The sequence below is a fragment of the Stutzerimonas degradans genome, assembly GCF_024448505.1.
Lineage (GTDB): Bacteria > Pseudomonadota > Gammaproteobacteria > Pseudomonadales > Pseudomonadaceae > Stutzerimonas > Stutzerimonas degradans.
Window position 1 is genome coordinate 239,731 of the sequence record NZ_JAMOHV010000002.1, and the last position, 25,205, is coordinate 264,935.

Sequence of the window (25,205 nt, forward strand, 5' to 3'; positions counted from 1 at the left end):
GCTTACGGCTTTGGATCAGTCGAAGGGCCAGCCAGTATTTTATCGAGGGCCTCCCTTATGTCGTGAGGGAGTGCGTAGTGATCATCGTCGTACGCTATCGAATCATCACGCTCCACTATTCGCCGCAACAGTTCAGTCGGCACCAACTTGTAGTCTGTAGGGTTTCCCATATTTGCTCCGTCATCTGTGAGTCCGGCCGAGCTTCCTGGCTGCCATTCGCAACTGATCAAGCTGGCCGGCATCAGTGAACACCTGGAACGTGTCGCCGCCAAGATTGAAGTCGACCGAACCGAGGTTGCGCGGTGCAGTGTCCAGGCTGGCTACCGTTCCGACAAAGCCGCCATCGGCGAAACGCGGGATCGGAATGCCGCGGTTGAGCATGTCGAGCGCATGCTTGCCCAGCTTGCGAACCGCAGCAGCCCGGATGACATACTCGCCATTGGAGAGCAGCGCCGGGATGCTGTCGCTGGTTCCGGTACCGGGGCCGCGGATCAGGCCGCCAGTGGCAAAGCCGGACGGTTCAGGACCTGGGTCTTGCAGGGTGTAGGGCTGCGTAAAGTCGTTGGCAGCCACTCTGACAGGGATGACCAGTTGCTGCCCTAGCTGCTCCGCAAGCTGCTGAATCTGGCTCTTCACGCCGTTGAGGCTTTCCTCATCCATCTTGAAACTGATCGGCGCATCCTTGAGCTTGTCGGCTTGCTTCTTCAGAGCGTCCATCTCGTCGCGAATGGACTTGATCTTCGCCTCCGCGTTGCTCTGCTCGATGTCGTTGGCGGCCAGTTCGATATCCTGCAGCTCTCCGATGAAGCCGGCAAAGCCGTAGGTGTTCTCGCCGGCCGCGGCCAGATCCTGCAGCATCTTGAGCGCTGCCTGCGCCTGCGCCTTGGCGCCCTCCACATCACCGGCCTGTAGAGCCTGTCGAGCGCCTACCTTCAGGGACTGCGCAGCACCGTAAGACGCATCACCTTGCCCGTTCAGGCCGGACAGCGCCTCGCGGTAGCGCGCCTCAATCTTCAGGCGTTCATCGCGTACTTTCTTGAGCTCGGAAAGCGCCGTCTTTTCAGCAGAAACCAGGCGCTTTGCACCATCCTCAGCTTGTTTGACCAGTTCGTCGCGCGTGGCCTTGAGCGCGGTGACGTACTCGCGCTGACTTGCGATTTCCCCCTGGCGGGTCGCCTCGGCGGCTGACGCCGCCAAGTCTGCCGCCACCTGAAGCTCAGCATTCATGCCGGCTTGCTCGGCGACGATAGCGGTACGCAGCGCAACCAGCGCATCCTTCTTGGCCTGCAGCTCCTCTGGTGAGAACAGCAGCCCGTCGATTGTGGTGCTCAGGCCAGTACCCTGAAGGCTGCGGTCGAGATCGGCGATCTGTTGGTCTATCTGATCCAGTTCAGTGACCATTCCCGCCGAATTCGCAGCAACAAAGGCAATGCGCTTGCCGAGGCCAACGAATTCGGATGCGCCCTCAACTGCCGTTCCGGCCAGCTTCGCAAGCGCAGAGGCCAACGCTACCAGGTTGTCGACTACCACCGGGTCGCTCAGGGTATCAGCGAGGGACTTGATAGCGTCCACCAGCGGCTGCGTGTCAGCCTGACCGATCGCCCTGTTCCAGCTATCGGTCAGTTCCGTCATGGCGCCGCCAACGGTTTGCGGCAGCGACTCGGCCTCCCGACGTAGCGTGTCCAGCTGGCCGACCAACGCATCGGTCACGACATCAGCGGTCAGCTCGCCCTGCGCGGCCATCTCCTTCAGCGCGCCAATCGGCACACCGAGCGAGTCGGCCAGCGCTTGCATCAGGCGCGGCGCTTGTTCGGCCACGCTGTTGAACTCGTCGCCACGCAGCGCACCAGAGCCCAGCGCCTGAGCGAACTGGATGACTCCGTTCTCCGCTTCCTGAGCCGAAGCACCGGACACGCGGAACGAGGTGGCAACCGCTTCGGTTACTTGCAGGATTTCTTCCTGACTGCGCCCCGCTTCTTTCAGCGGGCGACTGACGCGGCCATACAGGGTCGCGAGCGACTCCAGCGGCGTCTGCGTAGCCTGTGCAATACGGCGAAGCTCGGTCTGCGCCGTGTTGAACTCTTCCTGCGACTCGGTTGCCAGGCGCAGGCGTGCATTCATCAGGCTGTATCCATCCGCCGCATTGGCGATGCCGCGAATCGCGCCAGCCAGCGCCGAGACGGAGAACACGCCAACCAGAGCCTTGCCTGCGGCGGCCAGCTTGCTGTTCATGGTTTCGATCTGGCCGTTGACCTCATCGAATGCACGCTTGGTGTTGTTCTTGCCATCGATGACCAGCTGAGTCTTTACGGTAGCCATCAGGCGAAGTCCTTGAGTAAGCGTTTGAAGTCTTCAGGCTTGGCGTTAGCCGCCCGCGCGGCGATGAGCGCGACCCGGTTCGCAGCGCGGTCCTCTTTGTCGATAGCCGCGAGGAATACTTCGATCTGCTGCAGGTTGTAGTCCTGCACGGCAGCTAGATCATGGCCGGCGCCAATCAGTCGCTGGACGACGGAGCCCCACTCAGCGCCCTTACCATTGCCGGCAGGGCTTCGCCGAAAAAACTGGAATTGACCCGCACTACCTCGACGAGCAGTTGCACGCAAACGGTCGCTGGGAGAAACCACAACTGCCAGCGCTTGAGGCTGGTGGTCACCAGCAGAACCTTGCGCAACTCGCGGCTGTGCGTGGCGGCATAGCGATTGATCTGCTGCACGCTGGCCTGACTGAACAGCTCGACCAGGGCGCCGGCCGACTTGCCGTAGCGCTCGAAGTGGCGCAGCTTCACCGGCAGGATCTGCACGTCACGCCCCATCACCTCGACGGTGACCGGCTCTGGAAACAGGATTTTCAGGTCGCTCATGCCAAACTCCGGGCAATAAAAAACCCGCCGTGGCGGGTTGTAATGAAACGCCTGCCGCTCAATGCATGAGCAACGGGATCAGGCCTAGGATCGATACCGCGCCCCAGATGATAATGGCCACGATGATGGCCGCCGGGATCGCTGCGAATGCGAGTTTGACTAGCAGCGTCACCAGCGAGCCAAATTGAATCTGCACATCGGTCACCACGACAGGTGCCGCCGTCGATACGTTGCGCGCTCGGATGCGGTTGCGCTCATCCTCTGCGCGACGCTCGCGCCCCTCCTCAACCGAGAGCATCGCGCCGCGCCAAGCGCCCGCCAGTTTGCTTGAGGGCTTCTCTTCGGCGGCATCAACAGTCAAATGGCTCACCTTGGCGTAATAGACGCCGCAGCTCGGGCATTGATCTGGGCTTGATTGAATCTCTGACATCGTTGGCTCGTAGCCACACTTTGGACACTGCATTGGGTTCCCTCCCGGATCAGTTTTTATAGCCGGACTGGTAGGTCGACCGGACGCATCCACCAGCATCGTAATTGACGCTTGTCACATCGACGTATTTGTCGTTCCAGTAGGTGGTGGTTCCTGCGCCGCGGGCGCTGCCGTCGCGATTGGCAGGGCCGTACATGCCCTCGACGTCCTTGCGTGACATGCCCGGCACGACTTCGCCACGGACCTTCGCGGTGCGTAGGTCGCGTTCAGACAGGCCGGTATCGCAGCCACGCTGCGGTGCGCTGCCACCGACAACCACTGGCCCCTTGCTCGGCGCCTGCTCGGGGGGTTGCGCGGTATGGGCCGGCGCGGGCGGGGTCGCCATCTGCACCGGTGCGCTCGAACCACTCGGTGCGGCGTTATGGGCGCGGACGACATCTTCAAGGCCGCTGTTGCGCGGGCAATTGGCGTTCTTCGTAAACGTGACCTTCCCGGCCTCGTCGACGCATTTGAAAATGGTGGCGGCGCCGGCCTGCGAGGAAAGCAAAAGCGCCGCCAAGATGAAGCCGAAATTTCGCATCAGGTTCCCTCCTTTTCGGACATGAGAACCATATCACGCAGCCAGCACCCAAGCCCACCACGCGGCTGGGCTTGGGCCTTGGCGCTTAATCCACGTCCTTGATGACCATGTACTGGCTGATGCCGGTGCCGATCTTGGTCGGGTCCTTCTCGACCTTAGCGGTGAATTCCATGCCCTGGAACTCGTCGCCGATGAAACTCAGCGTGGCCGGCGAGTGGTTGACGCGGAACACCTCGATCACCACAGGCTTGCCAGAGCGAGCTTCGTTGAGGCCAACGAACACCTGACGAAAGCGTTTGCCGGATTTGACCAGCGCCTGGATGGTGGCGTGCTTGGCGTAGCTGTAGTTGACCTTGATCGGCGTGGCGACGGAAATCGCACCGGTTTCGGTAATGATGGGGAACCCGGCAGGGTCCAGGGTGTAGTCGGTATCCAGAACGTATGTGGTCAGGCCATCGGAGCTGGTTACCTCTACGTTCGTGGCGCCCGGGTTGGCGAGCAGGATCAGCGCGCCGGGGTGCGCAGTATGCGGTTCACCCGTCACGGTGCCGGCCGCCACGTCAGTGGCGTTGCCGTAGAGGGCGCGCGCCATGTTGGCCGTTTTGAAGTGGCGGGCGTTGTAGGTGACGTTGAGCGCACTGATGCGCTGTACCGACGCATCGAGGCCGCCGCCGGGTGTGGTGTAGTCCTGTTCCTCGATTTCCTGCGGGGTGGCCTCGTAGCTGAGGGAGTTGCAGTTGCCGACGAAAATCAGCCCCTGAGGGTCGTCCAGATCCTCGAGGTACTGTTTGCCTACCCCGAGAAACGCACCGCGCAAATCAGCCATGACTCACCTCCTCATGAATACCGCCGACGAGGCCGCGCTTTTCGAGCCAGGCCTTCTCATTGGCAGTGACGTTGATCGTTGCGCCGGCCTTGTGCTGCTCGCCGCGGTGGGTGTGCGCTTTGTTCAGGACGACCTGAACCTCGGCAGCCTGCGGGGCAGGCACCGGTGGTTTGCTGCTCATGGAGTCAGTCTCCGTTGATGATGGTATGCAGGTGGACCGGGATCAGGACGGACGCGACCTGGGTGCCGTTGCCCGGCGGGAATTCCTCGGGGGGGCCAAGCTCGGTGCTGACCACGCCTGGAGGCGCCCAGCGCAGGAACTGGCCGTGCTCAGGGAGTAGGCATTGCAGCAGATCGAGCTGGAGGTCCTCGATGGCGCTGTCGTAGTCGTCGAGGCCGGCATCGACCGCGCCCACCACGCTGAAGCCGGGTGCTGCCCGAATGGCGCCAGGCCCGGCGACAGGCTGTAAGCCCGCCGCTTTTTGCACGCAGATCAGCGGAAACCCGACGCCTGCGGCCTCGAGCACCTCACTGAACCAGCCGGTGCGGACGTTGGTGCCTGCGTTGGTCCGGTAGCCATTGGCGACCGTGATCGTTTGCAGGCGCGCTACGAGGGCGAGGCGAGCTTGGGTGAGGATGTTCATCGGGACTCCATGCAGGCTGCGGTTATCCAGTGGCCGTCATCCGAGACGATTTCCTCGACGACGTAACGGCAGCGCTGGAACGTGAACACGCCGCCGCGCGCGCCGCAATCCAGCGCGGACTTACGCCAGGTGACGGCCAGCGGGATGGCGATGAACATGCCATCGGCGCCGACACGCTCCAGGTTGCGTTCGATGATCACCGTGATGCCGGCCGCCACGGGGATGCCCGTGGCGTCGGCGTAGTCGGCGGTGCCGTCATTGAGGCTGGCGATGATGGCGGCGTCCATGTCATCGACGAGGGCGCCAAACATGATTAGGCGCCCTCGCCGTCAGCTTCCTGCGGCTTACCGCCGCCGCGGGCCTCGACCAGCTTGCCCTTGGCGAGCAGCCGCGCGGCCAGTTCAGGGGTGGCCGGGCTAAAGGGCTCACCCTGCAGAATCAAGCGGCTGCCCTCCTGCAGGCAACCGTTGGCAACGATGTATTCAGGTTTCTTGGCCATGACGTTACACCACGTCTGCAAAGATGAAGGCATCGGGTTCCAGTAGGCCTGCCAGCGGGGCGCTTTGCAGCTTCAGCCAGCGAGCCGAGGGCTCCTGAGTGACCCAGGATTTCGGGAAGCGAGCGGCCTCGACCATGCCACTCTCGATCGCTTCCAAGTCCTGGATGGCGCCGTAGAGCATGGCGTTGCGGGTGTTGGACGCGCCGAGGATGAGGCCGCCAGCTGCGATCATCGGCTGCTCGTCGCCGGCGTCATCCAGGTACCACTCATCGTAGGCATAGAGGTCGATGCCCGGGTCGTTGAGGTAACCGAGGTAGGTGACGCCGTCCGGCAGTTCCTGCGGGACGATCAGGCCCAGGTCGACGCGGCGGGTGTTGAGTTGCTTCATCACCATGTCGTTGCTCTGGAAGGCGTCGGTGGCCTCGCCGCTGAGTACGGCGACGTTGGCGGTGCGGCCGCTGTCCTTGGCGATTTTGCGTTTCCAGGCGCGCAGGTTGGCGAGCGGGTCGGAGGCGGCGGCGGTCCAGACGTCGGTGGTGAGGGTGATCTTGTGGTCGGCAGCCATCAGGAAATCGATGGTGTCGTCCACGCCCTCGCCCAGAACGCGGATTTGCCCGGTGCTCAGGGCCTGAGCGCACATCCATTCCTCGCGGCGGGCGATCTGGTCGTCGAGGTCGGCCAGGTCCTTACCGAGCTGGCGGCCGGCGCGCTCGAGCGGGGTGGTGGTGGCGTAGGGGTTGTCACCGGCCGCGCGCTTAAGGATCAGCTCAGCGGTGGTTTCGAGCTTCGGCTGGATGTACGGCGGCGCGTAGGTGTTGCTGGCGTAGCCGTCGCGCAGGACGGTGCTGCCGGGCAGGCGCGGGTGCACGAACGGCGCCATTTTGCGCTGGCCTTTGATGATGTCGATGTCGACGTTTTTGGTGGCGAAGGTGCGCGGCACGCCGGCGTTGAAGAAGGTCTGCTGCAGGAAGCGGCGGGCCGGCTTCATCTGCTCGACCGCTTCGAGCATGGTGCGAGTGTCGAAAATATCCATCAGGGTCAGCTCCTATCAGCGGACGAACAGGGAAAGGGGGCGCAGCGCGGCTTTCACGCTGGCGAGGGTGTGGCCGGTGCCGAGGGTCAGCTGACTGCCGAGCACTTCGCCGGTCAGGCGGACGATGCCGGGAGCGGCGCCAGCGGTGGTGTCGATGTCGGCATCGAGGATGGCGGCCGGGGTCTGGGAGCCGTCGGTGGCGGCCGACAGGGACAGGATGTATTCACCGCTGGCGGTGACCTGGCCGAGCACGGCGCCGGCGCTCAGCACTTGGGTGGCGCCGATGGTTACGCCATCCAGCACGATGGGGAAATCGCCCGCGCTGAGGCTGTCGGGGGTGTAGGTGGAAACGGTGGGGTTAGGCATGGTGGGCTCCTATCAGCGGCGGGTGGCGCCAGCGACGATGGCGCTGACGGCGGTTTTGCGTTCGACGGTGGCCTGATCGCTGCCGGGCGGCGTGGCGGTAGTCGTGCCGGCGGCGTCGGCCTTGATGCCGGCGAGGTTGATGCCGCGATCAGTGGCGGCTTTGAACAGGGTCAGGGCGGCGGCCTCGACGCTGCTGCCGTTTTCGATGGCGGTAGTGATTTCCTGCTCGAACCCCTTGGCGGCCAGGGCGTTGATGCCATTGATGCGCGCGCGCTCAGCCTGGGTCGCGGTAGCGCTGGCTTCGGCCTTGATGGCTTCGACGTCGACCTGTTCGGCGGCGGCGATCTGGAGGGTTTGCGGGTCGGTGCCGGCGGCGATGGCTGCCTGCAGCTCGGCCGTGGTGCGGACGATGGTCATGCTGGGTTTCCTCTGGTTGGCGGCCGGGCTGGCCAGTTCGGTAATCAGTGATTCGAGGGAGCCGAGGCGATGGGCTAGGCCGGACTCGACGGCGGCGGCGCCGACCTTGAGGCCGCCGTGGTCGCCCATGCCTGGCACGTCGGCGACATTGACGCCGAGGTTGCGCGCGACCTTGGCGACGAACACGTCGGAGAGTGCGTCGATGGTTTTGGCGATCTCGGCGCGGCCGGCGTCGGTGCCGATATCAGGCCGCTTGTTGGGGGCGTTGCTGCTGGTGATGGTGTAGCGCTTCTCGCCGGCAGCAGCCTCACGGGTGACGACCTCGACCACCACGCCGATGCTGCCGACCAATGCGGTGTCGTCGATGACCACTTCGTCAGCGGCGCTGGCGAGCCAGTAGGCGCCGCTGGCCATGCTGCCGCCGCCGTAGGCCTTGATCGGCTTTTTGCTGCGGGCGGCGTAGATCATCTCCGACAGTTCGTTGATGCCGTTGGCCTCACCGCCTGGGCTGTCGATGTTGAGGACGATGCCGCGCACCTTGGGGTCGTCGAGCGCGGACTGAAGGTCAGTGGCCAGCTCCTGGGTGCTGGTCGCCCCGCTGATGCGGGTGAACAGGTTGGCGTAACGCATGATCGGCCCGGTGATGGGGATAACCGCCACGCCATCACGCAAGGTGACGGTGCGGGTGTTGTCCAGCGGTTTGCCGAGGCGCGCCTCCAGCGCTTCGGGGTCGCCCTGGCGATCAGCGATGGCCATCAGGTTGTCGAGGGCGTCGGGCAGCATCAGCCAGGGCCGCGATGCGGCCAGCTCGAAGGCGCGGTGCATATGCAATCCTCCGAGGTCAGACGCCTGCCGGCTGAGCCACAGCGCGTACAAGCGCCATGATTCCAGTCTGGATATCGGTTTTGCCGATAGCGGCCCAGCGCAGCGGCTCAGCAGCCTGGAACCGACGAAACTCGTGACACTCATCAGATGCCCCGGTGTGTTCGGTGTACGGCGCGCCGAGGTACTCGCGGCCCTCCATCGAACGGCGAGCGGCCAGTTGTTTGGTTTCCAAGTCAGTACCCAGGCGGCCAGCTAGTTCGGCCTGCAACTGCAGCAGTTCCGCACCTTTGGCCTTGATCCTGTTCATCAGATCAACCTCTTCCTGGCGCAGATCGCGGTAGCCGCTGATCTTGCGGTGTTGGTTTTCCATGCTGTTATTCCTCGTCGGGTTGCTGCGGCGCCGCTGCGGGCTCCGGGGTGGCGCCCTTGGGTGGGCTGTAGAGGCCTGCGGCGCGGCGCTGATCGACCTCGCGCAGACGCTGGCGATAGACCTGCTGCCAGGGCTCGCCAGTCATGGCGGCGGTCTCCAGGGTTTCGTTGCTGACGCCGATTTCGATGCGTTTGCCGGCAGCGTTGGCCTCTTTCAGTTCGTCGATGGCGCCTCGCGCCGGACCGATCCAGATTGCCTGGCAGTAGGCTTTTCGGCGGGCCGGGTCGGCGTAGCCGGGCAAGTTGATCAGGCCGCGGGCTACGGCTTCGTCGATGATCAGTTCGCGGCTGGGCTGGCAGAAGTCGCAGGCGAGCCACCAGCGGCGCAGGCTGTAGAAGCGCCAGGCTTGCAGCATGGCAGCGCGAGCGGCGCTGTAGCTGCTGTTGTAGTGCAGCAGCAGTTCGTCTGCGGGCAGCTCCAGGGCGGCGCCGATTTCCTTGACCACGGCCATGAAGAACGGATCGAACTGAGCGTTGGGCCGCGCCGGGTTGGCGATCACCGGTTCCTCGCCGCGCCCCAAGTCGACCACGGCGCCCTCTCCCAGCTGCAGGTCGCCAGGCTCGGAGGCTACGTCGGTGTATTCATCGCCCAGTGCGGACAACGGAAGGTTTCCGGCGTCGAACTCGCTGTTCTTCTTGATGAATACGGTGAACATGGCGGAGATGACGGCGGCCATCAGTTCGGCGCTGCTGTAGCGCTCCAGCTTCTGCAGCGGCTCGAGGACCGGCGACAGGTAGGGCGCGCCGCGTTTCTGCCCGGGGCGTTCCTTGTCTGCCATGACGTGCAGCACGCGGCGGCGGCCAGTGGTTGCGCCGAATACGGGCAGGCGCTGCCAGCTGAGCGGTGTGCGGCGATTGAGTTCGTTGGCGTAGCCGGTGCAGACGTGGTACGCGACAGGCGCGCCGAGGGTGTCAAACTCGACGCCATCGACCAGCCATTCGCTGTCCAGCATGCTGCCGGGGTTGCTGACGCGGTCGGTTTCAATCAGTTGCAGGCGGGTGCTGTAGAGGCACCCTTCCCGCTCGGCGTCCGGGGTGGCGATGAACACGTCGCCACCCACCATAGCCGAGACAAGCACCAGCGCCTGGAGCTGGTAGTGGTTGAGACTGGCCTCTGCGTCACACTCGCGCGGGTCGTCGGCGTACAGCGACCAGAGGCGGTCGAGCTGGGCATTTAGGCGCTCGGCAGCTTTTTCGTCGATACCTAGCGCTTCGTGGTCGACCTGGGCGCGGCAGACGAGCCCGGTACCGACCACGTTGGTGCGCAGGCGCATGATGGCGGCGCGCGCTACCAGGTGGTTGCGCATGGCATCCCGCGAGCGAGCGACCAGCATGCTGCGTTCGCCGCTGTTGAGGTCGCGGCGCGGGCTGCCCAGGCCGGGTACCCAGCTGGCCATGCTCCGTAGTACGCGAGAGGCGCCTCGCCAGCGGGTTTCCGCGCCTCCGCCTCCGCCTTGCGCTGTTGGGCGCGGTGTTTCGGCGGTGGCTCTGGCCAGGCGGAGGGCCTCACGCATGAGCAGCTCTTCGGGTGATTTGCGGAACAGGCCCATGATCAAATCTTCAGGTAGCTGATGCGGTTGCGGGCGCCGTATTTGGCGGCGGTTGTTTCGGCGGCGGCGGCCTTGGCGTATTGCGTTTCGAGCATGCGCAGGCTGGCCAGATCGGCCCGGCGCAGCTCGCGGCCGTCCTTGCGGATGCTTTGGCCCTTTTCGAGGATGTCCTTGATCGCCGCCCTGACGTCGGCCAGGCGCTGTTGTGCTTCGGTCATGGGGTGCCTCAGTAGGTGGCGCGGCTGCGGGTGCCGCGGCTACGCGTGGCGCGCTTGGGTAGCGGGGCGACGGGTTGTTCTGCCGGGGCGAATAGGGTTGGCTGCAGGAGCTGCTGCTCGAGCTGGTCCCATTCACTGTCCTTGAGCAGGTGCGTTTTCAGGCTGCGGGCGGCATGGAGGGCGTACACCTCGCAGTCGAGGGCCTCGTTGCGGCGGCCTGCCTTTTTCTGCCAAACCATCTTGCTGGGGTTGCGCGGGTGCGGTGCCAGCACTTCGTTGGTCACCTGTTCGTAGTAGTCGGCGCGAATCTCCTGATACCAATGCATGCGGCCAGGGCCTCGGCCCCGGAGGCGCAGACGCTGGTCAATCAGGTTCTTAGCTTTGTGGGTGCCGACTATGTGGACGCGTAGGCCGTACTTGGCAGCCTTGGTGTTGTCCTGGCTGGTGTCGGCGGACTGCGCTGGTTTGGTGAAAATCTCGCGGTCGCGGTTGTCGATAGACGCACCCTTGATGGCCATGACGCTGAAGCGCTGGCGGTTGCGCACGTAGGTGTAGACGGCGTGGTTGGTGTTGCCGTCAGAGCTATCGATGCTCGCCGCGCTGATGGCCAGCAGGTTGCCGCTGGTTGTCGGGATCGGCCGGGAGAGCAGTTTGTCCAGCTCAGTCCAGACCGGATCGTTGACGTCGACTGGGTTGCCGTCCAGTTCGCCCCAGTACAACCGCCAGGATTCCTCGCCGCGGCCCCAGCCGGTGATGACGACAGCTAGGCGGTTACCTTGCACGTCGATGCCGGCGGTAATCAGCAGTACACCCTGCGGGGAGGTCAGCTCGGGGTAGTCCTCGGCGCGTTCGGCCAGCTCTGCGGTTTTCGGCGCATCACTCTTGTATTCGTATGACTCGCCAACCGAGCTGTTGACGAAGGCGATCATGGGGCCAATGTTTCCCAGGCTGGCAGCATGCTCGGCCTGCAGTTTCTTCTCCATCAGCACCTGGAAGCGCGAGCCCCAGAAGGTGGCGTACAGCTCGTTGAGCTGATAGCCGGCGATGCCTCGGAACTCGGCGGTGGCCTGCCAGCGGCCGCGCTTGAGGTTGAGGTTCTTCTGGTTGTCGTTCCAGATCGATGCGCAGTGCGGGCAGACGTAGTAGCTCGTCTCCGGCCGGCGGGTGCCGTAGACCGGGTGGCTGTACGTTGCGTCCTCATCACAGTGCAGGTTGTCGAACGACAGCGCGTGTTCCTGGCCACACTGATGGCACGGCACGAGGCCGATGCGCTTGTCGGAGATCTCCATCTCCGCATCGATGGCGGACAGCCCTTTGATGGTCGGCGTGCCGCCGATGATGATTTTCGGGCGGCGGAATGTTTTCAGACGCTCCTTTGCCAGCTTGATGCTGTCACCCTGGCCGCGCAGGTTGAGGTTGCAGTCGTCAGGCTCCTCCACAGCAACCCGTGGGACGGGGGTGGACTTCACGCTGGCCGGACTGTTGGAACCGACCATCTTGAGAAAGCCGCCGGGAAATTTCTTGAAGTCCTGCCGCTGCTGCAGCTTGCGGCTGCGCAGGTCTACCTTCTTAGCCAGCCGTGGCGTGGCTTCGATCATCGGTTCGAGCTTTTCCGCTACGTATTGCTTGACCGCCTCGGCCTTGGGGAACAGGACCAGGATCGGCGACGGGTCAATGTCGATCCATTTGCCTAGGGCATTGCCGAGCACGCCGGAGGTCCAGGCCACCTGGGCGGATTTGCGGCAGACGATCTCGGTGACGGCGGGGTCGTCGAGCGCTTCCAGCGGACCACCCGGCCAGGTCAGGTGCGGGGTGACGGCGAAGCTGTACTTGCCTGGACGCGCCGCTTCCACTGGCGACAGCCAGCGGTATTTGTCGGCCCATTCGATAATGGTCAGGCGAGGCGGCGGCGCCCAGCGGCGCGCGATCTGCTGAAGCGCTTTAGTCGCAGTCTTCCTCAGCTGCCAGCGAATCGCCGGGTTGGTCATGATCCCCGTCAGACGGGGCATCGTCGTCAGGGTCATAGTCGGCCATCTTCCGGAGGATCGCCTCGATCGGTTCGCGGATCAGCTGGTCGTCGACCTCCACGCCGTACCGTGCGGATAGTTCGCTGGCCAGGTTGTCCGGCAGCGTGTTGAGCAGCTCGACCTTGGCGGCAGTGATCATTGCCTCGAAGCGGTCGATCAGGTCGGCGGCGACCACCACTTCTTCCAGGTCCTTGGCTAGGGCCAGTTCTTCTCGGTCACCCTTGATGCGGTCCAGGCGGTCGCGAACGCTCTCCTTCTCGCCGCGCTGCTGGGCTATCTGGACCAGCCACTCGATAACGGCCTGGGTGTCGTACTCGTTTTCATTGCCGCGGCCGAGCCCAACCTCGAGGACCGGCATGCCGCTGTTCTGCCAACGGCTGATGGTGCGTTCGTCGCGACCGACGATCTCGCACAGCTGGCCCTTGGTGACTCTCATGGTCAACCCCTTGGAAAGACGGACACCCCTGGGCAAATCCCAGCTAGAAAGAAAACGCGGCGCGAATTACCCGTGTAGGGCCGGGCCGTCAGGAAGGACCCGTTCAATCACTTCGCCGTCGCCACCGCCTGCTCGAACGCCTTGGCGAACTCCTCATCGAAGCGCGCCTTCACGATGTTGTCGGCGATCTTGAAGAACGGCACGCGAACCCTGTAGCGCGGCGCCGCATCAGTGAAGATGAAGACGGGGCGAACACCAATCTCCCGTCCGATCTTCCTGCGTTCCCACACGCCCGCCTCGCCATCGACCTCACCGACGAAGTAGCGCCAGGCGTTGCCCTTCTTGCGGCTGCGCTTACTGTTGGCGGCGTTATGTTGTGAGCCGGAGGTGGACTCCGCCGCGCCCAAGCCGGACAGAATCTTCATAGCCAGCTGGCCTTTGATGTTCCCGTGCTGATCGAGGAAAGCCTTGTTAGGCATCGCGTACTGATCGGGGCGCATCAGCCCTCTGCGGATCAGCGCCTTCTCGAAGCGTTTGCGCGCACGGGTGCCGCCGTATACCTGCGCCTGCAGGTACTTGTCAGCCGGGATACTGGCGCCGAACGCATCCTTCAGCCACACCTTGGCTTGAAGACGCGTCTTCGTCGCAGGCTTGATGAACACACTGTTGAGCGTGGTTCTGGTCGGACGATCGAAGCGCTTCTCCATAACGGAGACCTCGCCCTTCTGCACACGCTTGGCCAGATTGGTCAGCGTCAACGCAGTGGCGAACGGCACCTGCTTGGCGAACTTATCGAGCTGGTCCTGGGCGACCCGCAGGTCTGGCGCCTTGATCGTTATCATCCGTCACCGCCTCACCACCCGCCGCTCCCGGAACACCGGGCCATGCCGACGCTCGGCCCCATCCCATCGCGGCGACTCAGACTTCAGCACCGCCGCCAGGTTGCCGCGTGACCGCCAGATCGCGCACGCGAACACCGCCAGCAGCACCACCAGCGGCCAGCTCTGCGGCTGCATGTGCAACGAGCCCTGCAGGATGCTGATCATCGTCTGCCCGGCGCAGCCCATCACCAGCACCGCCACCAGCGAGACGCCACGCCGGAAGCGCGCGCCGCTGCGGCGATACGTGAACAGCCGCAGGAAGATCACCAGGCACAACCAGAACGTCACCTGCGTCAGCACCAGACTATCCATCGGCTTGCCCTCGCTGAGCCGGCAGCGCGCCGCGCTTGATTGCATTGAGCGACAGCGTCACCACCAGCACCGAACAGATAAACGCAGCCGGCCCAGGGAACGCGAACGGATGGACGCCGAACACCTCAAGATCGCCAACGGCCGGCGACAGCAGATAGCCCATCACGAACGAAGTCAGGAAGAACAACCCGCGCTGCCACAATGGCAACTCGCGCGTAGTCGTGAAGTACAGCAGCGCGCCGAACAGCGCCCCCACTGCCGCCTCCGTGTTCACGCCGGCCAGCAGCCCGGCCACGCCAACGCCGACCGCGCCGGCAACCACCACGCCGCTCGGCTCGCTCATCACAACCTCCCACCGGCCAGCGGCCAAAAGAAAAAGGCCCACCGTTACGGGTGAGCCTTGGAATGGATGCCCCCTCTCGGGGGCTGGCCTGCCGGGGAACAGACCGCGACACAGCACGTCGCCTGGTGGGTATCGCTGCGGGCGCAGCTCTACAACCATGCGCACTTTCTACAGCCGACATGCAAAGGCGTAAACCCTTGAATTAAGCCCCTCTCGAATCCTCCGCGAATGCTCCCTCAATCCTCCGCCAATCCTCGAAACACACCAGACGAACGGTAATCACGCAGCCCCCTTCGCCGCCGCCTTCACCGCCCGCGCAGCCGCCTTGCGCTCACCCTCGCGGCGCCGCTCAGCCGCCCGCGCCGCCCGTGCGGCATCACGCGCCACCCGCGCCCGCTTCACCGCCGCCGCGTGTGCATCCGTGCCTCGCTCTGCCGCCTGCAACCGCGCCAGCGCCACCGGCCACTCCGCCATCAGCTCCGCGTGCAGCTCATCCACCTGCGTCCGATACGTCCGCATCGAGATACCCAGGCGCGCGCACTGCGCCGCGACCGCAACCGCCTGCGGCCCCTGGCAGTAGCGCACGTGCGCCAACCGCTGCAGCACCCGCCCACGTGAGCCAAGCCCCAGCGGTGCATCCTTCGCCAGCCCGTCCAGCGCCATCGTCACCGCCTGGCTCGCCCGGCTGATCGCCACCGCGCACTCCACCAGCGACAGGCAACGATGCCCGCCCACGCCGCCCGGCGCATCGTCACCCAGCCGGCCCAGCGGCGAGGCAATGGCCACATCCAGAGCAGGGTCCACAACCTCACGGCCCCACGCCTGCAACAGCACCTCCATCGCCTCGATCATGCCCCACCCCCGACCCGACACAAAAACACCGAACCCAACACAAACCCGACACACTTAAAACCCTTACAAATCAACACCTTCAAAGCATCTGTGTTGAGTGTGTTGGGTTTGTTGGGTTTTTCAGTCCTCGCGTAGAAAAAAAACGAACCGCCGCCGTTACCGCCAACCAATCCCGAACGTGACGCACGCATGCGCGCACGCGCGTAAAACCCGACACACCCGACACACACCGCCACAAGCCCCGCCGTTACTGGCCTGCCGCTGTGTTGGGTTGCAAAACCAAACCCGACACAACGCAACACACCCGACACACAATCGCGCCCAGTCATGCCGCCACCTCCTTCACGTGCTCCCAGCCATCCACGCCCCAGCCCGCCAACCGCGCCTTATCGCGCCACGCCCTCACCTGCTGGCCAAGCGCAGCGGCTTTCAGAGATAGGGGCGGGAAAGAGTCCTCCTCCTCGCCTTGCTCCATATCGGGAAGGAAGAACGCACCGAAGCGTCGATTGTTGCCGTCCGTCCACGGGATAGGCCGCGGCGTCTTGCCCACCTCCGAACTGATGAACAAGCTGAACTTCGTCTGGCTCATCGCGTGCTCGCGGTTGCGCTGGCACCACTCCAGAAACAGCGCGTAGAGGTCCGTCGACAGGCACGCCCCCCAAAGGCCGCGCCCCAACTCGCCCACGCGCCACTGATGCAGAAACGTCTGCCACCCCGCACGGGACAGCGCCACCAGCCGCTGCCGCGCATCCGTCTTCGGCGGCCGCGTGCGCTCATTGAAGTCGCCCAGGTCCACATCCAGCAGCCAGCCATACAGCGCCGCCACCCCACCGTTCGCCAGCTCCGCGCCGATCGCCCGCTGCCGTTCCTCCGGCAACGTCTCCAACGGCCACATCACCAGAAACCGGCGGTCCGACTCACTGATCGGCCACGGCATGATCTCGTTCGAGAGGAACACCGCATTCATGTGGTTCGCCTCCTCCCAACCGTTGATGAACTTCGACTCCATCCGCACCGTCTTGCCGGTGATCAGATGCTTGATCTTGCCCACCTGGTTGTAACGCTGGTCCCGGCTCACCACCTCCTCGAACACCGCCCACAGCTTCCGGCTCTGCCACGCATTGAAGTTGCTCTCCAGCTGCGTCTGCCCCACCGTCGCCGCATACGGCCCATACAGCGCACCCAGCGTATCGGCGAACAGCAAGCTCTTGCCCGAGCCCTCCATCACCGAATGCATCAGCACCGCCGTATCCAGCTTCGCGCCCGGATGCTGCAGCGGAAAGGCCAGCCACTTCACCAGCCAATCCAGCGGCGCCTGCTCGTGGTTGCACAGAAAAGAGATCAGCCACCGCAGGTTCTCGCACGCCGCGTCGTTGCGCACCGGCTCCAGCGGCAGCCCCTCGAACGTGTTGATGTACACCGCCGGGTCCTTCGTCATCGTCGGGTCGAACACGATGTGATCGACGTCCACCGTCCGGCGCTCCGCGCTGTTCAACCACAACGCATACGCATCGCCCAGCGCCATCTTCACCGCGCCCTCGGGGATTCGCCGCTTCTTCTCGCGGTCCCACACATCCTTCGTCCCATCGATGTACACATACCGCTGGATAGGCGTCATCCCCAGCGCACCGGCTTTCTTGCCAGCCATCCGCCGCGCCTGCTCGATCTCGCGCACCTCATCCGCGCCGATCAGCTTCTTGCCCGCATCCTCCGCCCAGCCCTTCGCCAGCGGCTTCGTCACCAGCGCCTCGAACGCGGTCTTCTTCATCACCGCTTTCTTATCCTGGTCCCAGACGTGCGTCGTGCCTTCCACCAGCGCAAACCGCCGCAACACCTGCGCCGCCGTAAACCCCGCCCCCGCCCCCCCGTTGTCGGAGGAGCCGGCCGGCGCAGCGGCTTCGTCTGCGGATGGGGTCGGGGAAGGCTTCCCAGCAGCAACAGCAGCAGCCAACTGCTCCGCCACCGCCTCCAGCCCCCACGCCACATGCACATCGTTCCAGTCCTGCCCCGCATCGGCCTCGGCCGGCAGCGCAGGGAATGCCGCGATGCCGCCAACCTCCCCGGCCGCCGCTTCCGCCTTCTTGCGACCCGGGTTGCCCGGCTTCGTCGGGTCGTCATCACCGGCCAGCACCACAAGCGCATCCGGGCATTGCGCCGCCAGGTCACGCGCGACCGCCGGCATGTTGCCGGCGTCCAGCGCCATCGCCACCGGCCAGCCCATCGCCATGTGCACGCTCGCCGCCGTCGCATAGCCCTCGGCCTCGCCGATCACCGCCGCGCCATCCAGCTCGCCCAGCACATGCCGGCAACCCGCCTTGCGCCCGTACTTCGGGAACAGCTTCGTGCCCTGCTCGTTGATCGCCTGCAGGCTCCACAGCTTGCCCGCCGCATCGCGCAGCGGCACCGCCACGGTGCCCGCCTTGAACATCAGGAACGACAGCGAATCCGGCCGGGGCTTGGGCATCGCCGCGAAGAATGCACGCGCCTCGCTCCCCACCCACACATCGCAACGCTGGCGTTCGTCATCGATCGCCAGCACAACCGTGTAATGGAAGAAGCCCAAACCAAAAGCCCCCACCTGCTTGCGATCCAGGTAGGGGCTTTCGCCTTGCGGCTTGCAATGCTTCGTCCAGATCAGCTCGCAGGCAGCAGCCACCGCCTCGCGCATCACCTGCGCCCGCGCCTCGTCCGCCTCGATCTCTGCCTGCCGCGCCGCGCGCCGGGCTTCGGCCTCCGCATTCAGCCGGCGCTTCTCCTCGGCAGTCATCGGCTCGCGCCGCGGGCGCCAACCGTTGTCCTTCGCCAGCTTGATCACCGTGCCCATGCCCGTGCCCGCCTTGCGGAACGAACGCCACACCGTCTTCGCATCCGCCGTGCTGTAACTGTCAGCACCGGCGCTCCAGGTATCCCAAGCATCGAAACCGTTGCTGCCGAACTCCGCCTTGATGCCCATACCCACCTGCAACCAGGTATCACGGTCATCAGCGGGGATGAACTGCAGCAGCTCGGGCAGATCGGCGAGGGTCAGGGGTACGCGCTCAACCACGCCGCACCCCCGCATTCCGCTTGTCCTCGAACGCCTGGCACTCAGTGCACAGCCGGCAACCCTTCACCGCGTCGCGCCGTTCCTGCGGAATCTCCACCCCGCACTCCTCGCACTCGCTCAGGCTCACGCCCTCATAACGCACGCGGGCGGCAATCGCCGCCTCCCGTTCGTCCAGCTCGCGCTGTTGCGCCATCTCGAATGCACGCTCATCCATGACAGCTCTCCTCCATCGCCTGCTCGGCGCCGGCGACGATCCCGAGAATCTCGCTGATCATCCGGTTCGCGTGGTAGCGCAGCGTCTCCACCTCATGCGGCTCCCAGCGGTTATCCGCTGCGCCGTCATGCAGGCTGCCGACAAACTCTCCCTCGGCCTGCAACAGCGCGCCCAGCGCCTTCAGCGCATCGCGCGTCGCTGGTACCGGCTGCGGCACGAAAGCCACCGCCCCGGCCGGGCGCACCAATGCCGCCAGCAGGCGCGGATCGCGCGTCGTTGCGACGATCTCCTCAATGAACTCAGGGTGAATCGGGCGATGGCCCTCAGGGTTGACGCGCTTGCTCAGCTCGTCCGGGTCCATGCCGATGGTCAGCGCCACCGCATTCTGGCCCCCTGTTGCGTCGCGCGTGGCGCGGTACAGCGCCTGGCGGGTATTAAGCACCGGGCCTTTGCCCGGTAGTAGATCTCTGCGGCTCATGGCTTTAATGCCCCGGTAACGCTGTAGCCAGCCGCAGGGCGGTTGCCCTACAGTTGGCTCACAGCTCGCGACCTTCCCGATACGTGCTGTGTCCTCGGGTCGCGGGTTGAGGGAGTCAGGGGTGGTACCCGTCTCCCGGACCGCTGGGTCAAGGCTCTTACTTTGGTGAGTGGGCGCCTTGATTCCAGCCTCTACATCCACCTGCCGCCGCAGCGTCAGGTTTATTGCTCTTGGCCCTTGGCCCTATGCCGGCTCCGGTCTGCTGGTGAGGCTCCCGGAGCCGGCCCCCGCCGCCTGAATCCTTGTGCTGTGTCCCGGCGGGGTGTGCCTTGGTGAGTGGTCAGGCCGCTGATTTGCGAGGGGCTGCGGAATTGCGCAGATAAGCCCAATCGATATCGGGGCGGGTTTCTTCGCACGGCACCGCACCATCGGTTTCACGGTCGAGCGCGATGGCTAACGCCGCATTGGCTCGGCGATTGCCGTAAGCCACCTGTTTCAGCTGCCCCGGCGTCGTATCGCACCGGGTGGCGAATGCCAGCAGCGCGTTCTTGTTCAGCGGCTTAATGAATTCGAGAAGATTCATGCGTTCCTCCATTGCAGGACACATTAGCAATCGCTAATGAACTCTGCAATAGCAAACCGTAATTTACAGTTTGCTAACGCAAGATGAACATAAGGAGATGGATATCTATCAGTCCCGCATAGCCACGCTCCGCGCCCTTATCGGCGATTCATCGCTGAAGGACTTTTCGGATCGCCACGATCTCGACGCCTCCTACCTGTCGCAGATCCTCAACGGCCACCGGAATATGGGAGAGCGCGCCGCCGCCAATCTCGAAAAGAAACTGGCCTTGCTCCCCGGCACCCTGACCTCGCCCGGCTCAGGCGATACGCCCGACGCCGCAAGCGCCGTGTTCTCGACAACAGCTCAGCTAGAAATGGCGACCAGCACGGCTGTTGCCGATGCGCTGGGCAGGTACAACCAGCAAAGGATGCTGCCGGTGATTGGAGAAGTTCAGGCGGGCGAGTTCTGCGAGGCAGTCGATAACTTTCCTCCAGGCCACGCTGACGAATGGGTAGAAGCCGGCGGACCGGCTGGGCCGCGGGCCTTCGTTCTAGTCGTCAGTGGCTTCAGCATGTACCCCTTGCTGGCTCCCGGCGAGAAGGTAGTCTTCGACCCGGACATGCAATGGTCACCAGGGAACATCGTGCTGGCTAAGCGGCTCAGCGACCAGTCCGTGACCATCAAGAGGTTGTGCCGGGACGGCAACGAGTACCTCCTGCACGCCACCAACCCCGACTGGCCCGATAAGTACATCAAGCTCAACGAAGAGTGGATGGTCTGCGCGCGGGCGAGGCGTAAGATCGTTGAGCTCTGACCACCAGCGAGGGACCGCATGCGAATCTACCGCGACACCGATCAGCCGGACCGTAGCGGCCTGACCTGGCACCAGACCTGGCAAGCCGAGGACCGTGGCCTCATTCGGTCATGGGAAATTGGTCGCCGCGACGCCTTACGCGATCCAGAGCTTGCCGCCCGCTGCAAAGCAGGCGAACTACCGCCCCTCGGCTGGAAAGGCGGGGGCCTGAAGACGCTCAAGAAACTCACCCGATGGGGCTCGCTTCACTATCTTGCTGAATGGCAGGCGCTACGCGGCGAACCGCTAAGCATCGACCTTGCCGAAGAGCCCACGATCATATGCAGCCGCACGGGCATGATCGTCACCTTCACAGGTGACACGGACAAGCTCGCCGGCGCTGGAACTGACCATGACGACGAAGGAGCAACAGATGGATCTGCACCAGGAATTTCAGAACAGTCGCTTTTTCCATCAGGCTCGAATTGATCGGCGCTCCGCCGACGAGCTTGTTGGAATGGCTGCCGGCCTGATTGCCGATGGCACCGTCAACCAGCAGGAAGCCGAGTTTCTAAAGGGCTGGATCGAGAGCAACTTCATTCACTTCGATGACCCTGTCGTCAACATCATCTACCGGCGCCTCGCCAATATGCTTAGCGACGGCATCCTCCAGCCCGAGGAAAGTATCGAACTGGTAGAAATGCTGCACAAGTTCACCGGCCCTACCCTCGCGACCGACAAGCCTTTTACAGCCCCAAGCACTCTCCCCTTTTGCGATCCAGCGCCAGCGCTGGTCATCCCTGATCGCTGTTACCTCTTCACCGGCACGATGGCGTACGGCCCACGCAAATCTTGCGAGGCTGCCGTGACCGACCGAGGCGGCATCACAAGTGGCACTGTCACCAACAGGGTGCACTACGTTGTCGTCGGCAGCATCGGCAACAATCAGTGGCTCCACAGCTCTTACGGAACGAAGATCATGAAGGCTGTGGAAATGCGCGATGCTGGCATACCAATATCGATCATCAGTGAAAACCACTGGCAGGAAAGCCTGTTCGGATAGCAAATTTAGCATTCGCTATTGCGGATTAAATTAGCAGGCGCTAATGTTGTCGTGTACCCACTCACCACGGGATCGCGACAATGGACACAGCACAGCACAGCAGCACCCGCTGCCCGGTCTTTCTGCACCCGGCAGCGGCATCTAACCCCTTCACCGTGCGCCGCATCGAACGTGAAACCGGCCTGACCGCTCACGTCACCCTGCGCACGGCTCAACTCAAGCGCCACATCCGCCCCACCTTCGAGAGCTTCGGCCCGTTCGGAGGCGACTGCGCATGAGCACCTTCACCCTCACCAGAGGCAGCGAAGCCGCCCTTGGAATGCTCGCCAGCCAGGCAGGCACCGAAACCCTGCTGCTGACCCAGCCGGCCCGCGAGCTGCGCGCAGAGCTGAGCATCGAGTCATTCACCAGCGCCACCGGCGATCAGCTGCTGGCCGTGCTGTTCATGCGCGAGCAGCGCCACAGCATGACCCTCCAGCGCAACGACGGCGCGAACGTCCAGCACCTGGCCGACTGGGTCGAGGCCGTCGCCAACGGCACGCTGGATACTGCGCAGGCGATTCCCCAGCGCCAACCCGTGCTGCTGCCCTGCTGCCGGTGCGAAGGCGCGGCAATCGCTTATAGCTACCTGGCCCCGGCGCCGGCCCAGCATGACCTTCACGGCGTGAAATGCCGCCACCGGGACTGCCAATCGCTGGAAAGGGCTGCCACCGCGGCAGCAGCCGCCGACGCCTGGAACGCCATTCAACGCGAAGAACTGGCCGAGGCAGCAGAGCCAGCCCCAGCGCAGGATGAACTGATGCCAGACGAAGTTCACCAGATGGCGTTTGAAGAAGGTCAACCGGCAGAGAATGGCGATGGGTACTGCTTCACGGCAGAGGAATTTGACCTGTTCGTCGAGCGTCGTTTGAGTCGTGCTACACGCCCCGCGCGGACCGGGCAGCAGCCGGTGGCGTGGGGTGCATTCCACTTCGGAGGAAGCCGAAGTGGAAAGCTCTATTCGCACTGCGAGACTGAGCAGCAGATCGACAGCTACATAGCTGACGTACATCGCAGTAATGATTCGATCACGCTGCGCAAGGCGCCGCTCTACGACGCCCCCATCGCGCAGACCGCCCCAGATGGATGGCAATTGGTGCCGATGGAGCCGACGCAGGCCATGCGCGAAGCGTTCCACGCGGCGACCGAGCGCTACGAAGACGGCTATGGCGAGAGCCCGGATAGCCAGTGGCACGCCATGCTCCGCGCCGCCCGGGCCACCAGCCCCACCGCCTGAGGCCCGCCACCATGAACCGCACTCTCGACCAAGCCGCCGCCGTGCTCGGCATCGGTCCGCGCAAGCTGCGCACCCGCATGCGCGAGCTGGGCCTGCTCAACCACGCCGGCGAGCTGATCAGCAGCGAGCGCGGCCAGGGTCGGCTGTTCGTCGATACCCGCAGCCGCTGGAACCCGGCCATCAACAGCTACACCCACTACGGCGTCGTCATGGCTACCGAAGCGGGCGTGGCGTGGCTGGCCGGGCAGCTCGGCATCACCATCACCAGGAAGGACGCCGCATGAGCACCTCCGCGACTCAACACGCGATCGGCGCCCTCAAGCTCGCCGGCCTGCATCTGGATCACCCCAGCGTGATCCCAGGCCGCGTGCTGCGCGCCGCCTGCACCGAGGCTATCGACCGCCTGCAGCTCAACCAGCCCCACGCGCACGACCTCGGCCGGCTGTACTGCAGCCTGTTCGACGCCCTGCCGCGCGGTTACCTGCCGCACGTCACCCTCACCACCGACCCTGCCGCGCCGTTCGCCTGCGTCATCACCAACGCCACTGGCGATCTGGTCGACCGGCAGGCCGGCAAGACCATAGCGGGCATCACCGAAATCATCCGCCTGCGCCACGGCGCACCCAGCGCGTCACGCGCCGTCGAGGGGCGCGGGGACCACGGAGGGGCCAGCGAGTGACCAGTACCTATCAGCAATTGCTGCGTCGCTACGACCGGCCCTGCCTGCCGCTGGACGAGGTGCGCGCCGAGTACCTGCCGCACATCAACAGCATGGAGTACCTGCTGGACGAGATCCGCACCGGCGCGATCAAGCTGCGCTACACGCGCCTGCACGGCACCCGCAAGGCGCCGCCCGTGGTGTACCTGCAGGACCTCGCCAACTGGCTCGATGCGCAAAACCCCACCCATTCCGCCGCCTCAACCAAGGCGGCATAACCCGCCCACCACGGGCAACCAAAGAGGCACAGCACGCCATGAAACCCACCGATACCAGCGAATTCATCAACTCCCTCAACGCCGGCGTATTCGCCCAGCAAGTGGGGCGCGCCCTGTCCGACGTCGCCGCCGGCGTGGTCGAGCACAGCAAGCTGGGGCAGGTCACGCTCACGTTCAAGCTCAAGCAGATCGGCCAGAGCAATCAGGTCGCCGTCTCGCACACGCTGGACTACGTGCAGCCCACCAAGCGCGGCAAGAAGCGCGAGGACACCACCCTCGACACGCCGCTCTACGTCACCGCCAACGGGCTGGAGCTGTTCCAGACCAACCCCACCGACCAGCTTTTCAAGCCCGAGCAGGCGCCTGTAGTCGCCCGCGAAGTCTGAGCCGTTTCACCAAGCCCACTCACCAAAAGGAAGACACAGCATGTCGCTGAGCAAAGAAGCCATCCAACACATCGAGTCCCAGGCCGTGATCGCCGCAGCCAAGCCGATCACCATCGAGGACGGCGCCACCGTGACGGTACTGCCAGAGGGCATTCGCCTGCAGTCGCTGGAATCATTCCAGCCGATGCGCGACCGCTTCCGCGGCACTATGGCTACCCACTCCCTGCAGGACTTCATCAAGTACACCGAAAGCCATGACGTGGTGGATGACAACGCACCGGTCAAGGCGCTCGGCTTCATCGACCAGGACGCCATGCGCGCCACCGTCATCTTCAACCTGGGCGAACCCGGCGCTGCGGGCCACGGGGATGACGCGGCCGTGCTCACCCTGAAGCCCACCGCTGCCTATTCCGCTCTGCTCGGGGTGCTCGGCAAGCCGCTCAGCCAGAAGGACCTCGCCGAATGGCTGGAGGACTGGCTACCCAACCTGCAGGCGCAGGACGGCGAGACGGCTCTGCAGATGATCCAGGCCATCAACGCAGTGCGCCGCATGACCATCAAAGCCACCAGCCAACGCGACAGCAGCGTCGGCGACTTCTCCTCCAGCCGTTCGGCAATGGACGAGATCGAGGCCAAGAGCCAGGACACCCTGCCCTCCGCCTTCATCTTCACCACCGTGCCGTTCGAAGGGCTGGACGTGGCAGACATCAAGCTGCGCCTGTCCGTAATCACCGGCCGCGACGAACCGCAACTCAAGCTCCGGTGGGTCGGGGAGGAAGCCCAGCGCGAAGCCTTTGCCCGGGAATTCAAGGACGTGCTCGAACAGGAAGTTGGCGGCCTGGTTCCGCTCACCATCGGCACCTTCACCCTCGGCAAGTAACCACCACCACCGCCGGCCTCACCACCCGGCGGTCACCACG

At 64.4% G+C, this 25,205-nt stretch carries 36 protein-coding genes; 10 read left to right on the forward strand and 26 right to left on the reverse strand.

Features of this window, described 5'->3' with window-relative positions:
* Positions 1-180: 180 nt before the first annotated feature.
* From NAV27_RS03935 to NAV27_RS04060, 26 genes are all read right to left on the reverse strand, one after another.
* Complete coding sequence (locus tag NAV27_RS03935; RefSeq protein ID WP_102827411.1) at positions 181-2,319, reverse strand: tape measure protein; 2,139 nt, start codon at positions 2,317-2,319, stop codon at positions 181-183.
* Positions 2,319-2,468, reverse strand: a complete 150-nt coding sequence (locus NAV27_RS03940; protein ID WP_180981382.1) for a hypothetical protein — start codon at positions 2,466-2,468, stop codon at positions 2,319-2,321. Before NAV27_RS03940 ends, NAV27_RS03935 begins: the two co-directional genes overlap by 1 nt.
* Before the next feature lie 26 nt (positions 2,469-2,494).
* Entirely contained in the window at positions 2,495-2,860 is a 366-nt protein-coding gene (locus NAV27_RS03945; RefSeq protein ID WP_102827412.1) for a hypothetical protein, read from the reverse strand.
* 58 nt (positions 2,861-2,918) lie between these two features.
* Positions 2,919-3,290 (reverse strand): hypothetical protein, encoded by a 372-nt coding sequence (locus NAV27_RS03950; protein WP_197931612.1) that lies wholly within the window; start codon positions 3,288-3,290, stop codon positions 2,919-2,921.
* A gap of 49 nt (positions 3,291-3,339) precedes the next feature.
* Positions 3,340-3,870: a DUF4124 domain-containing protein gene (locus NAV27_RS03955; protein WP_102827413.1), complete on the reverse strand. Its 531-nt coding sequence runs from the start codon at positions 3,868-3,870 to the stop codon at positions 3,340-3,342.
* An 85-nt stretch (positions 3,871-3,955) separates the two neighbouring features.
* Positions 3,956-4,696: a phage tail tube protein gene (locus tag NAV27_RS03960; RefSeq protein ID WP_102827414.1), complete on the reverse strand. Its 741-nt coding sequence runs from the start codon at positions 4,694-4,696 to the stop codon at positions 3,956-3,958.
* The gene (locus NAV27_RS03965) at positions 4,689-4,877 is read right to left on the reverse strand and encodes a DUF7210 family protein (protein ID WP_102827415.1); all 189 of its coding nucleotides are present in this window, start codon (positions 4,875-4,877) and stop codon (positions 4,689-4,691) included. The genes NAV27_RS03960 and NAV27_RS03965 overlap by 8 nt, the downstream gene beginning before the upstream one ends.
* A 4-nt stretch (positions 4,878-4,881) precedes the next feature.
* Positions 4,882-5,340 carry a hypothetical protein gene (locus NAV27_RS03970; RefSeq protein ID WP_102827416.1) on the reverse strand — a complete coding sequence of 153 codons (459 nt, stop codon included), beginning with the start codon at positions 5,338-5,340 and terminating at the stop codon, positions 4,882-4,884.
* Positions 5,337-5,651: a hypothetical protein gene (locus NAV27_RS03975; RefSeq protein ID WP_102827417.1), complete on the reverse strand. Its 315-nt coding sequence runs from the start codon at positions 5,649-5,651 to the stop codon at positions 5,337-5,339. Before NAV27_RS03975 ends, NAV27_RS03970 begins: the two co-directional genes overlap by 4 nt.
* A 2-nt stretch (positions 5,652-5,653) precedes the next feature.
* A complete protein-coding gene (locus NAV27_RS03980) occupies positions 5,654-5,839 on the reverse strand; it encodes a hypothetical protein (protein WP_102827418.1) in 186 nt (61 codons plus the stop codon).
* 4 nt (positions 5,840-5,843) lie between these two features.
* On the reverse strand, positions 5,844-6,872 hold the full coding sequence (locus NAV27_RS03985) for a major capsid protein (RefSeq protein ID WP_102827419.1): 1,029 nt from the start codon (positions 6,870-6,872) through the stop codon (positions 5,844-5,846).
* Positions 6,873-6,887: 15 nt separating this feature from the next.
* Positions 6,888-7,238: a head decoration protein gene (locus tag NAV27_RS03990; protein WP_102827420.1), complete on the reverse strand. Its 351-nt coding sequence runs from the start codon at positions 7,236-7,238 to the stop codon at positions 6,888-6,890.
* 12 nt (positions 7,239-7,250) lie between these two features.
* Positions 7,251-8,480: a S49 family peptidase gene (locus NAV27_RS03995; protein ID WP_102827421.1), complete on the reverse strand. Its 1,230-nt coding sequence runs from the start codon at positions 8,478-8,480 to the stop codon at positions 7,251-7,253.
* A 16-nt stretch (positions 8,481-8,496) separates the two neighbouring features.
* Positions 8,497-8,850, reverse strand: a complete 354-nt coding sequence (locus tag NAV27_RS04000) for an Acb2/Tad1 domain-containing protein (protein WP_102827422.1) — start codon at positions 8,848-8,850, stop codon at positions 8,497-8,499.
* Positions 8,851-8,854: 4 nt separating this feature from the next.
* Positions 8,855-10,459, reverse strand: a complete 1,605-nt coding sequence (locus tag NAV27_RS04005) for a phage portal protein (protein WP_102827423.1) — start codon at positions 10,457-10,459, stop codon at positions 8,855-8,857.
* A 2-nt stretch (positions 10,460-10,461) separates the two neighbouring features.
* Entirely contained in the window at positions 10,462-10,677 is a 216-nt protein-coding gene (locus tag NAV27_RS04010) for a hypothetical protein (protein WP_102827424.1), read from the reverse strand.
* Between the two features lie 8 nt (positions 10,678-10,685).
* Entirely contained in the window at positions 10,686-12,701 is a 2,016-nt protein-coding gene (locus tag NAV27_RS04015; protein WP_369522488.1) for a phage terminase large subunit family protein, read from the reverse strand.
* Positions 12,619-13,146: a terminase small subunit gene (locus tag NAV27_RS04020; RefSeq protein WP_102827426.1), complete on the reverse strand. Its 528-nt coding sequence runs from the start codon at positions 13,144-13,146 to the stop codon at positions 12,619-12,621. The genes NAV27_RS04015 and NAV27_RS04020 overlap by 83 nt, the downstream gene beginning before the upstream one ends.
* A 101-nt stretch (positions 13,147-13,247) precedes the next feature.
* Complete coding sequence (locus NAV27_RS04025; RefSeq protein ID WP_102827427.1) at positions 13,248-13,982, reverse strand: hypothetical protein; 735 nt, start codon at positions 13,980-13,982, stop codon at positions 13,248-13,250.
* Between the two features lie 3 nt (positions 13,983-13,985).
* Entirely contained in the window at positions 13,986-14,333 is a 348-nt protein-coding gene (locus NAV27_RS04030) for a phage holin family protein (RefSeq protein ID WP_102827428.1), read from the reverse strand.
* Positions 14,326-14,676, reverse strand: coding sequence for a putative holin (locus NAV27_RS04035; RefSeq protein WP_102827429.1), 351 nt, complete (start codon positions 14,674-14,676; stop codon positions 14,326-14,328). The genes NAV27_RS04030 and NAV27_RS04035 overlap by 8 nt, the downstream gene beginning before the upstream one ends.
* A 279-nt stretch (positions 14,677-14,955) precedes the next feature.
* Entirely contained in the window at positions 14,956-15,549 is a 594-nt protein-coding gene (locus tag NAV27_RS04040) for a hypothetical protein (protein ID WP_146029386.1), read from the reverse strand.
* Between the two features lie 304 nt (positions 15,550-15,853).
* Positions 15,854-18,574, reverse strand: a complete 2,721-nt coding sequence (locus NAV27_RS04045) for a DUF5906 domain-containing protein (protein WP_180981383.1) — start codon at positions 18,572-18,574, stop codon at positions 15,854-15,856.
* On the reverse strand, positions 18,567-18,788 hold the full coding sequence (locus tag NAV27_RS04050) for a TraR/DksA C4-type zinc finger protein (protein ID WP_102827432.1): 222 nt from the start codon (positions 18,786-18,788) through the stop codon (positions 18,567-18,569). Before NAV27_RS04050 ends, NAV27_RS04045 begins: the two co-directional genes overlap by 8 nt.
* Positions 18,781-19,266 (reverse strand): phage regulatory CII family protein, encoded by a 486-nt coding sequence (locus NAV27_RS04055; protein ID WP_102827433.1) that lies wholly within the window; start codon positions 19,264-19,266, stop codon positions 18,781-18,783. Before NAV27_RS04055 ends, NAV27_RS04050 begins: the two co-directional genes overlap by 8 nt.
* A 340-nt stretch (positions 19,267-19,606) precedes the next feature.
* On the reverse strand, positions 19,607-19,849 hold the full coding sequence (locus NAV27_RS04060) for a transcriptional regulator (RefSeq protein WP_102827434.1): 243 nt from the start codon (positions 19,847-19,849) through the stop codon (positions 19,607-19,609).
* Between the two features lie 97 nt (positions 19,850-19,946).
* Between NAV27_RS04060 and NAV27_RS04065 the strand changes: the two genes are divergently transcribed.
* The 10 genes from NAV27_RS04065 (at position 19,947) to NAV27_RS04110 (ending at position 25,165) form a co-directional block, all read left to right on the forward strand.
* The gene (locus NAV27_RS04065; protein WP_102827435.1) at positions 19,947-20,645 is read left to right on the forward strand and encodes a S24 family peptidase; all 699 of its coding nucleotides are present in this window, start codon (positions 19,947-19,949) and stop codon (positions 20,643-20,645) included.
* Positions 20,646-20,663: 18 nt separating this feature from the next.
* Positions 20,664-21,113 (forward strand): hypothetical protein, encoded by a 450-nt coding sequence (locus tag NAV27_RS04070; protein WP_102827436.1) that lies wholly within the window; start codon positions 20,664-20,666, stop codon positions 21,111-21,113.
* Positions 21,058-21,687: a BRCT domain-containing protein gene (locus NAV27_RS04075; RefSeq protein ID WP_102827437.1), complete on the forward strand. Its 630-nt coding sequence runs from the start codon at positions 21,058-21,060 to the stop codon at positions 21,685-21,687. Before NAV27_RS04070 ends, NAV27_RS04075 begins: the two co-directional genes overlap by 56 nt.
* 80 nt (positions 21,688-21,767) lie before the next feature.
* Positions 21,768-21,965, forward strand: coding sequence for a hypothetical protein (locus tag NAV27_RS04080; RefSeq protein ID WP_102827438.1), 198 nt, complete (start codon positions 21,768-21,770; stop codon positions 21,963-21,965).
* Entirely contained in the window at positions 21,962-22,963 is a 1,002-nt protein-coding gene (locus tag NAV27_RS04085) for a hypothetical protein (protein ID WP_197931613.1), read from the forward strand. The genes NAV27_RS04080 and NAV27_RS04085 overlap by 4 nt, the downstream gene beginning before the upstream one ends.
* A gap of 11 nt (positions 22,964-22,974) precedes the next feature.
* Positions 22,975-23,247, forward strand: coding sequence for a hypothetical protein (locus NAV27_RS04090; protein ID WP_102827439.1), 273 nt, complete (start codon positions 22,975-22,977; stop codon positions 23,245-23,247).
* Positions 23,244-23,642, forward strand: coding sequence for a hypothetical protein (locus NAV27_RS04095; RefSeq protein ID WP_180981384.1), 399 nt, complete (start codon positions 23,244-23,246; stop codon positions 23,640-23,642). Before NAV27_RS04090 ends, NAV27_RS04095 begins: the two co-directional genes overlap by 4 nt.
* The gene (locus NAV27_RS04100) at positions 23,639-23,899 is read left to right on the forward strand and encodes a pyocin activator PrtN family protein (protein WP_180981385.1); all 261 of its coding nucleotides are present in this window, start codon (positions 23,639-23,641) and stop codon (positions 23,897-23,899) included. The genes NAV27_RS04095 and NAV27_RS04100 overlap by 4 nt, the downstream gene beginning before the upstream one ends.
* Positions 23,900-23,937: 38 nt before the next feature.
* The gene (locus NAV27_RS04105; RefSeq protein WP_102827441.1) at positions 23,938-24,285 is read left to right on the forward strand and encodes a YfdP family phage-associated protein; all 348 of its coding nucleotides are present in this window, start codon (positions 23,938-23,940) and stop codon (positions 24,283-24,285) included.
* A 40-nt stretch (positions 24,286-24,325) separates the two neighbouring features.
* The gene (locus tag NAV27_RS04110) at positions 24,326-25,165 is read left to right on the forward strand and encodes a DUF2303 family protein (RefSeq protein WP_102827442.1); all 840 of its coding nucleotides are present in this window, start codon (positions 24,326-24,328) and stop codon (positions 25,163-25,165) included.
* Positions 25,166-25,205: the final 40 nt, after the last annotated feature.

Coding starts and splice junctions, on each gene's coding strand:
- NAV27_RS03935 (WP_102827411.1), bottom strand. CDS start 2,319: ATGGCTACCGTAAAGACTCAGCTGGTCATCGATGGCAAGAACAACACC.
- NAV27_RS03945 (WP_102827412.1), bottom strand. CDS start 2,860: ATGAGCGACCTGAAAATCCTGTTTCCAGAGCCGGTCACCGTCGAGGTG.
- NAV27_RS03950 (WP_197931612.1), bottom strand. CDS start 3,290: ATGTCAGAGATTCAATCAAGCCCAGATCAATGCCCGAGCTGCGGCGTC.
- NAV27_RS03955 (WP_102827413.1), bottom strand. CDS start 3,870: ATGCGAAATTTCGGCTTCATCTTGGCGGCGCTTTTGCTTTCCTCGCAG.
- NAV27_RS03960 (WP_102827414.1), bottom strand. CDS start 4,696: ATGGCTGATTTGCGCGGTGCGTTTCTCGGGGTAGGCAAACAGTACCTC.
- NAV27_RS03965 (WP_102827415.1), bottom strand. CDS start 4,877: ATGAGCAGCAAACCACCGGTGCCTGCCCCGCAGGCTGCCGAGGTTCAG.
- NAV27_RS03970 (WP_102827416.1), bottom strand. CDS start 5,340: ATGAACATCCTCACCCAAGCTCGCCTCGCCCTCGTAGCGCGCCTGCAA.
- NAV27_RS03975 (WP_102827417.1), bottom strand. CDS start 5,651: ATGTTTGGCGCCCTCGTCGATGACATGGACGCCGCCATCATCGCCAGC.
- NAV27_RS03980 (WP_102827418.1), bottom strand. CDS start 5,839: ATGGCCAAGAAACCTGAATACATCGTTGCCAACGGTTGCCTGCAGGAG.
- NAV27_RS03985 (WP_102827419.1), bottom strand. CDS start 6,872: ATGGATATTTTCGACACTCGCACCATGCTCGAAGCGGTCGAGCAGATG.
- NAV27_RS03990 (WP_102827420.1), bottom strand. CDS start 7,238: ATGCCTAACCCCACCGTTTCCACCTACACCCCCGACAGCCTCAGCGCG.
- NAV27_RS03995 (WP_102827421.1), bottom strand. CDS start 8,480: ATGCACCGCGCCTTCGAGCTGGCCGCATCGCGGCCCTGGCTGATGCTG.
- NAV27_RS04000 (WP_102827422.1), bottom strand. CDS start 8,850: ATGGAAAACCAACACCGCAAGATCAGCGGCTACCGCGATCTGCGCCAG.
- NAV27_RS04005 (WP_102827423.1), bottom strand. CDS start 10,459: ATGGGCCTGTTCCGCAAATCACCCGAAGAGCTGCTCATGCGTGAGGCC.
- NAV27_RS04010 (WP_102827424.1), bottom strand. CDS start 10,677: ATGACCGAAGCACAACAGCGCCTGGCCGACGTCAGGGCGGCGATCAAG.
- NAV27_RS04015 (WP_369522488.1), bottom strand. CDS start 12,701: ATGACCCTGACGACGATGCCCCGTCTGACGGGGATCATGACCAACCCG.
- NAV27_RS04025 (WP_102827427.1), bottom strand. CDS start 13,982: ATGATAACGATCAAGGCGCCAGACCTGCGGGTCGCCCAGGACCAGCTC.
- NAV27_RS04030 (WP_102827428.1), bottom strand. CDS start 14,333: ATGGATAGTCTGGTGCTGACGCAGGTGACGTTCTGGTTGTGCCTGGTG.
- NAV27_RS04035 (WP_102827429.1), bottom strand. CDS start 14,676: ATGAGCGAGCCGAGCGGCGTGGTGGTTGCCGGCGCGGTCGGCGTTGGC.
- NAV27_RS04050 (WP_102827432.1), bottom strand. CDS start 18,788: ATGGATGAGCGTGCATTCGAGATGGCGCAACAGCGCGAGCTGGACGAA.
- NAV27_RS04055 (WP_102827433.1), bottom strand. CDS start 19,266: ATGAGCCGCAGAGATCTACTACCGGGCAAAGGCCCGGTGCTTAATACC.
- NAV27_RS04060 (WP_102827434.1), bottom strand. CDS start 19,849: ATGAATCTTCTCGAATTCATTAAGCCGCTGAACAAGAACGCGCTGCTG.
- NAV27_RS04065 (WP_102827435.1), top strand. CDS start 19,947: ATGGATATCTATCAGTCCCGCATAGCCACGCTCCGCGCCCTTATCGGC.
- NAV27_RS04070 (WP_102827436.1), top strand. CDS start 20,664: ATGCGAATCTACCGCGACACCGATCAGCCGGACCGTAGCGGCCTGACC.
- NAV27_RS04075 (WP_102827437.1), top strand. CDS start 21,058: ATGGATCTGCACCAGGAATTTCAGAACAGTCGCTTTTTCCATCAGGCT.
- NAV27_RS04080 (WP_102827438.1), top strand. CDS start 21,768: ATGGACACAGCACAGCACAGCAGCACCCGCTGCCCGGTCTTTCTGCAC.
- NAV27_RS04085 (WP_197931613.1), top strand. CDS start 21,962: ATGAGCACCTTCACCCTCACCAGAGGCAGCGAAGCCGCCCTTGGAATG.
- NAV27_RS04090 (WP_102827439.1), top strand. CDS start 22,975: ATGAACCGCACTCTCGACCAAGCCGCCGCCGTGCTCGGCATCGGTCCG.
- NAV27_RS04095 (WP_180981384.1), top strand. CDS start 23,244: ATGAGCACCTCCGCGACTCAACACGCGATCGGCGCCCTCAAGCTCGCC.
- NAV27_RS04105 (WP_102827441.1), top strand. CDS start 23,938: ATGAAACCCACCGATACCAGCGAATTCATCAACTCCCTCAACGCCGGC.
- NAV27_RS04110 (WP_102827442.1), top strand. CDS start 24,326: ATGTCGCTGAGCAAAGAAGCCATCCAACACATCGAGTCCCAGGCCGTG.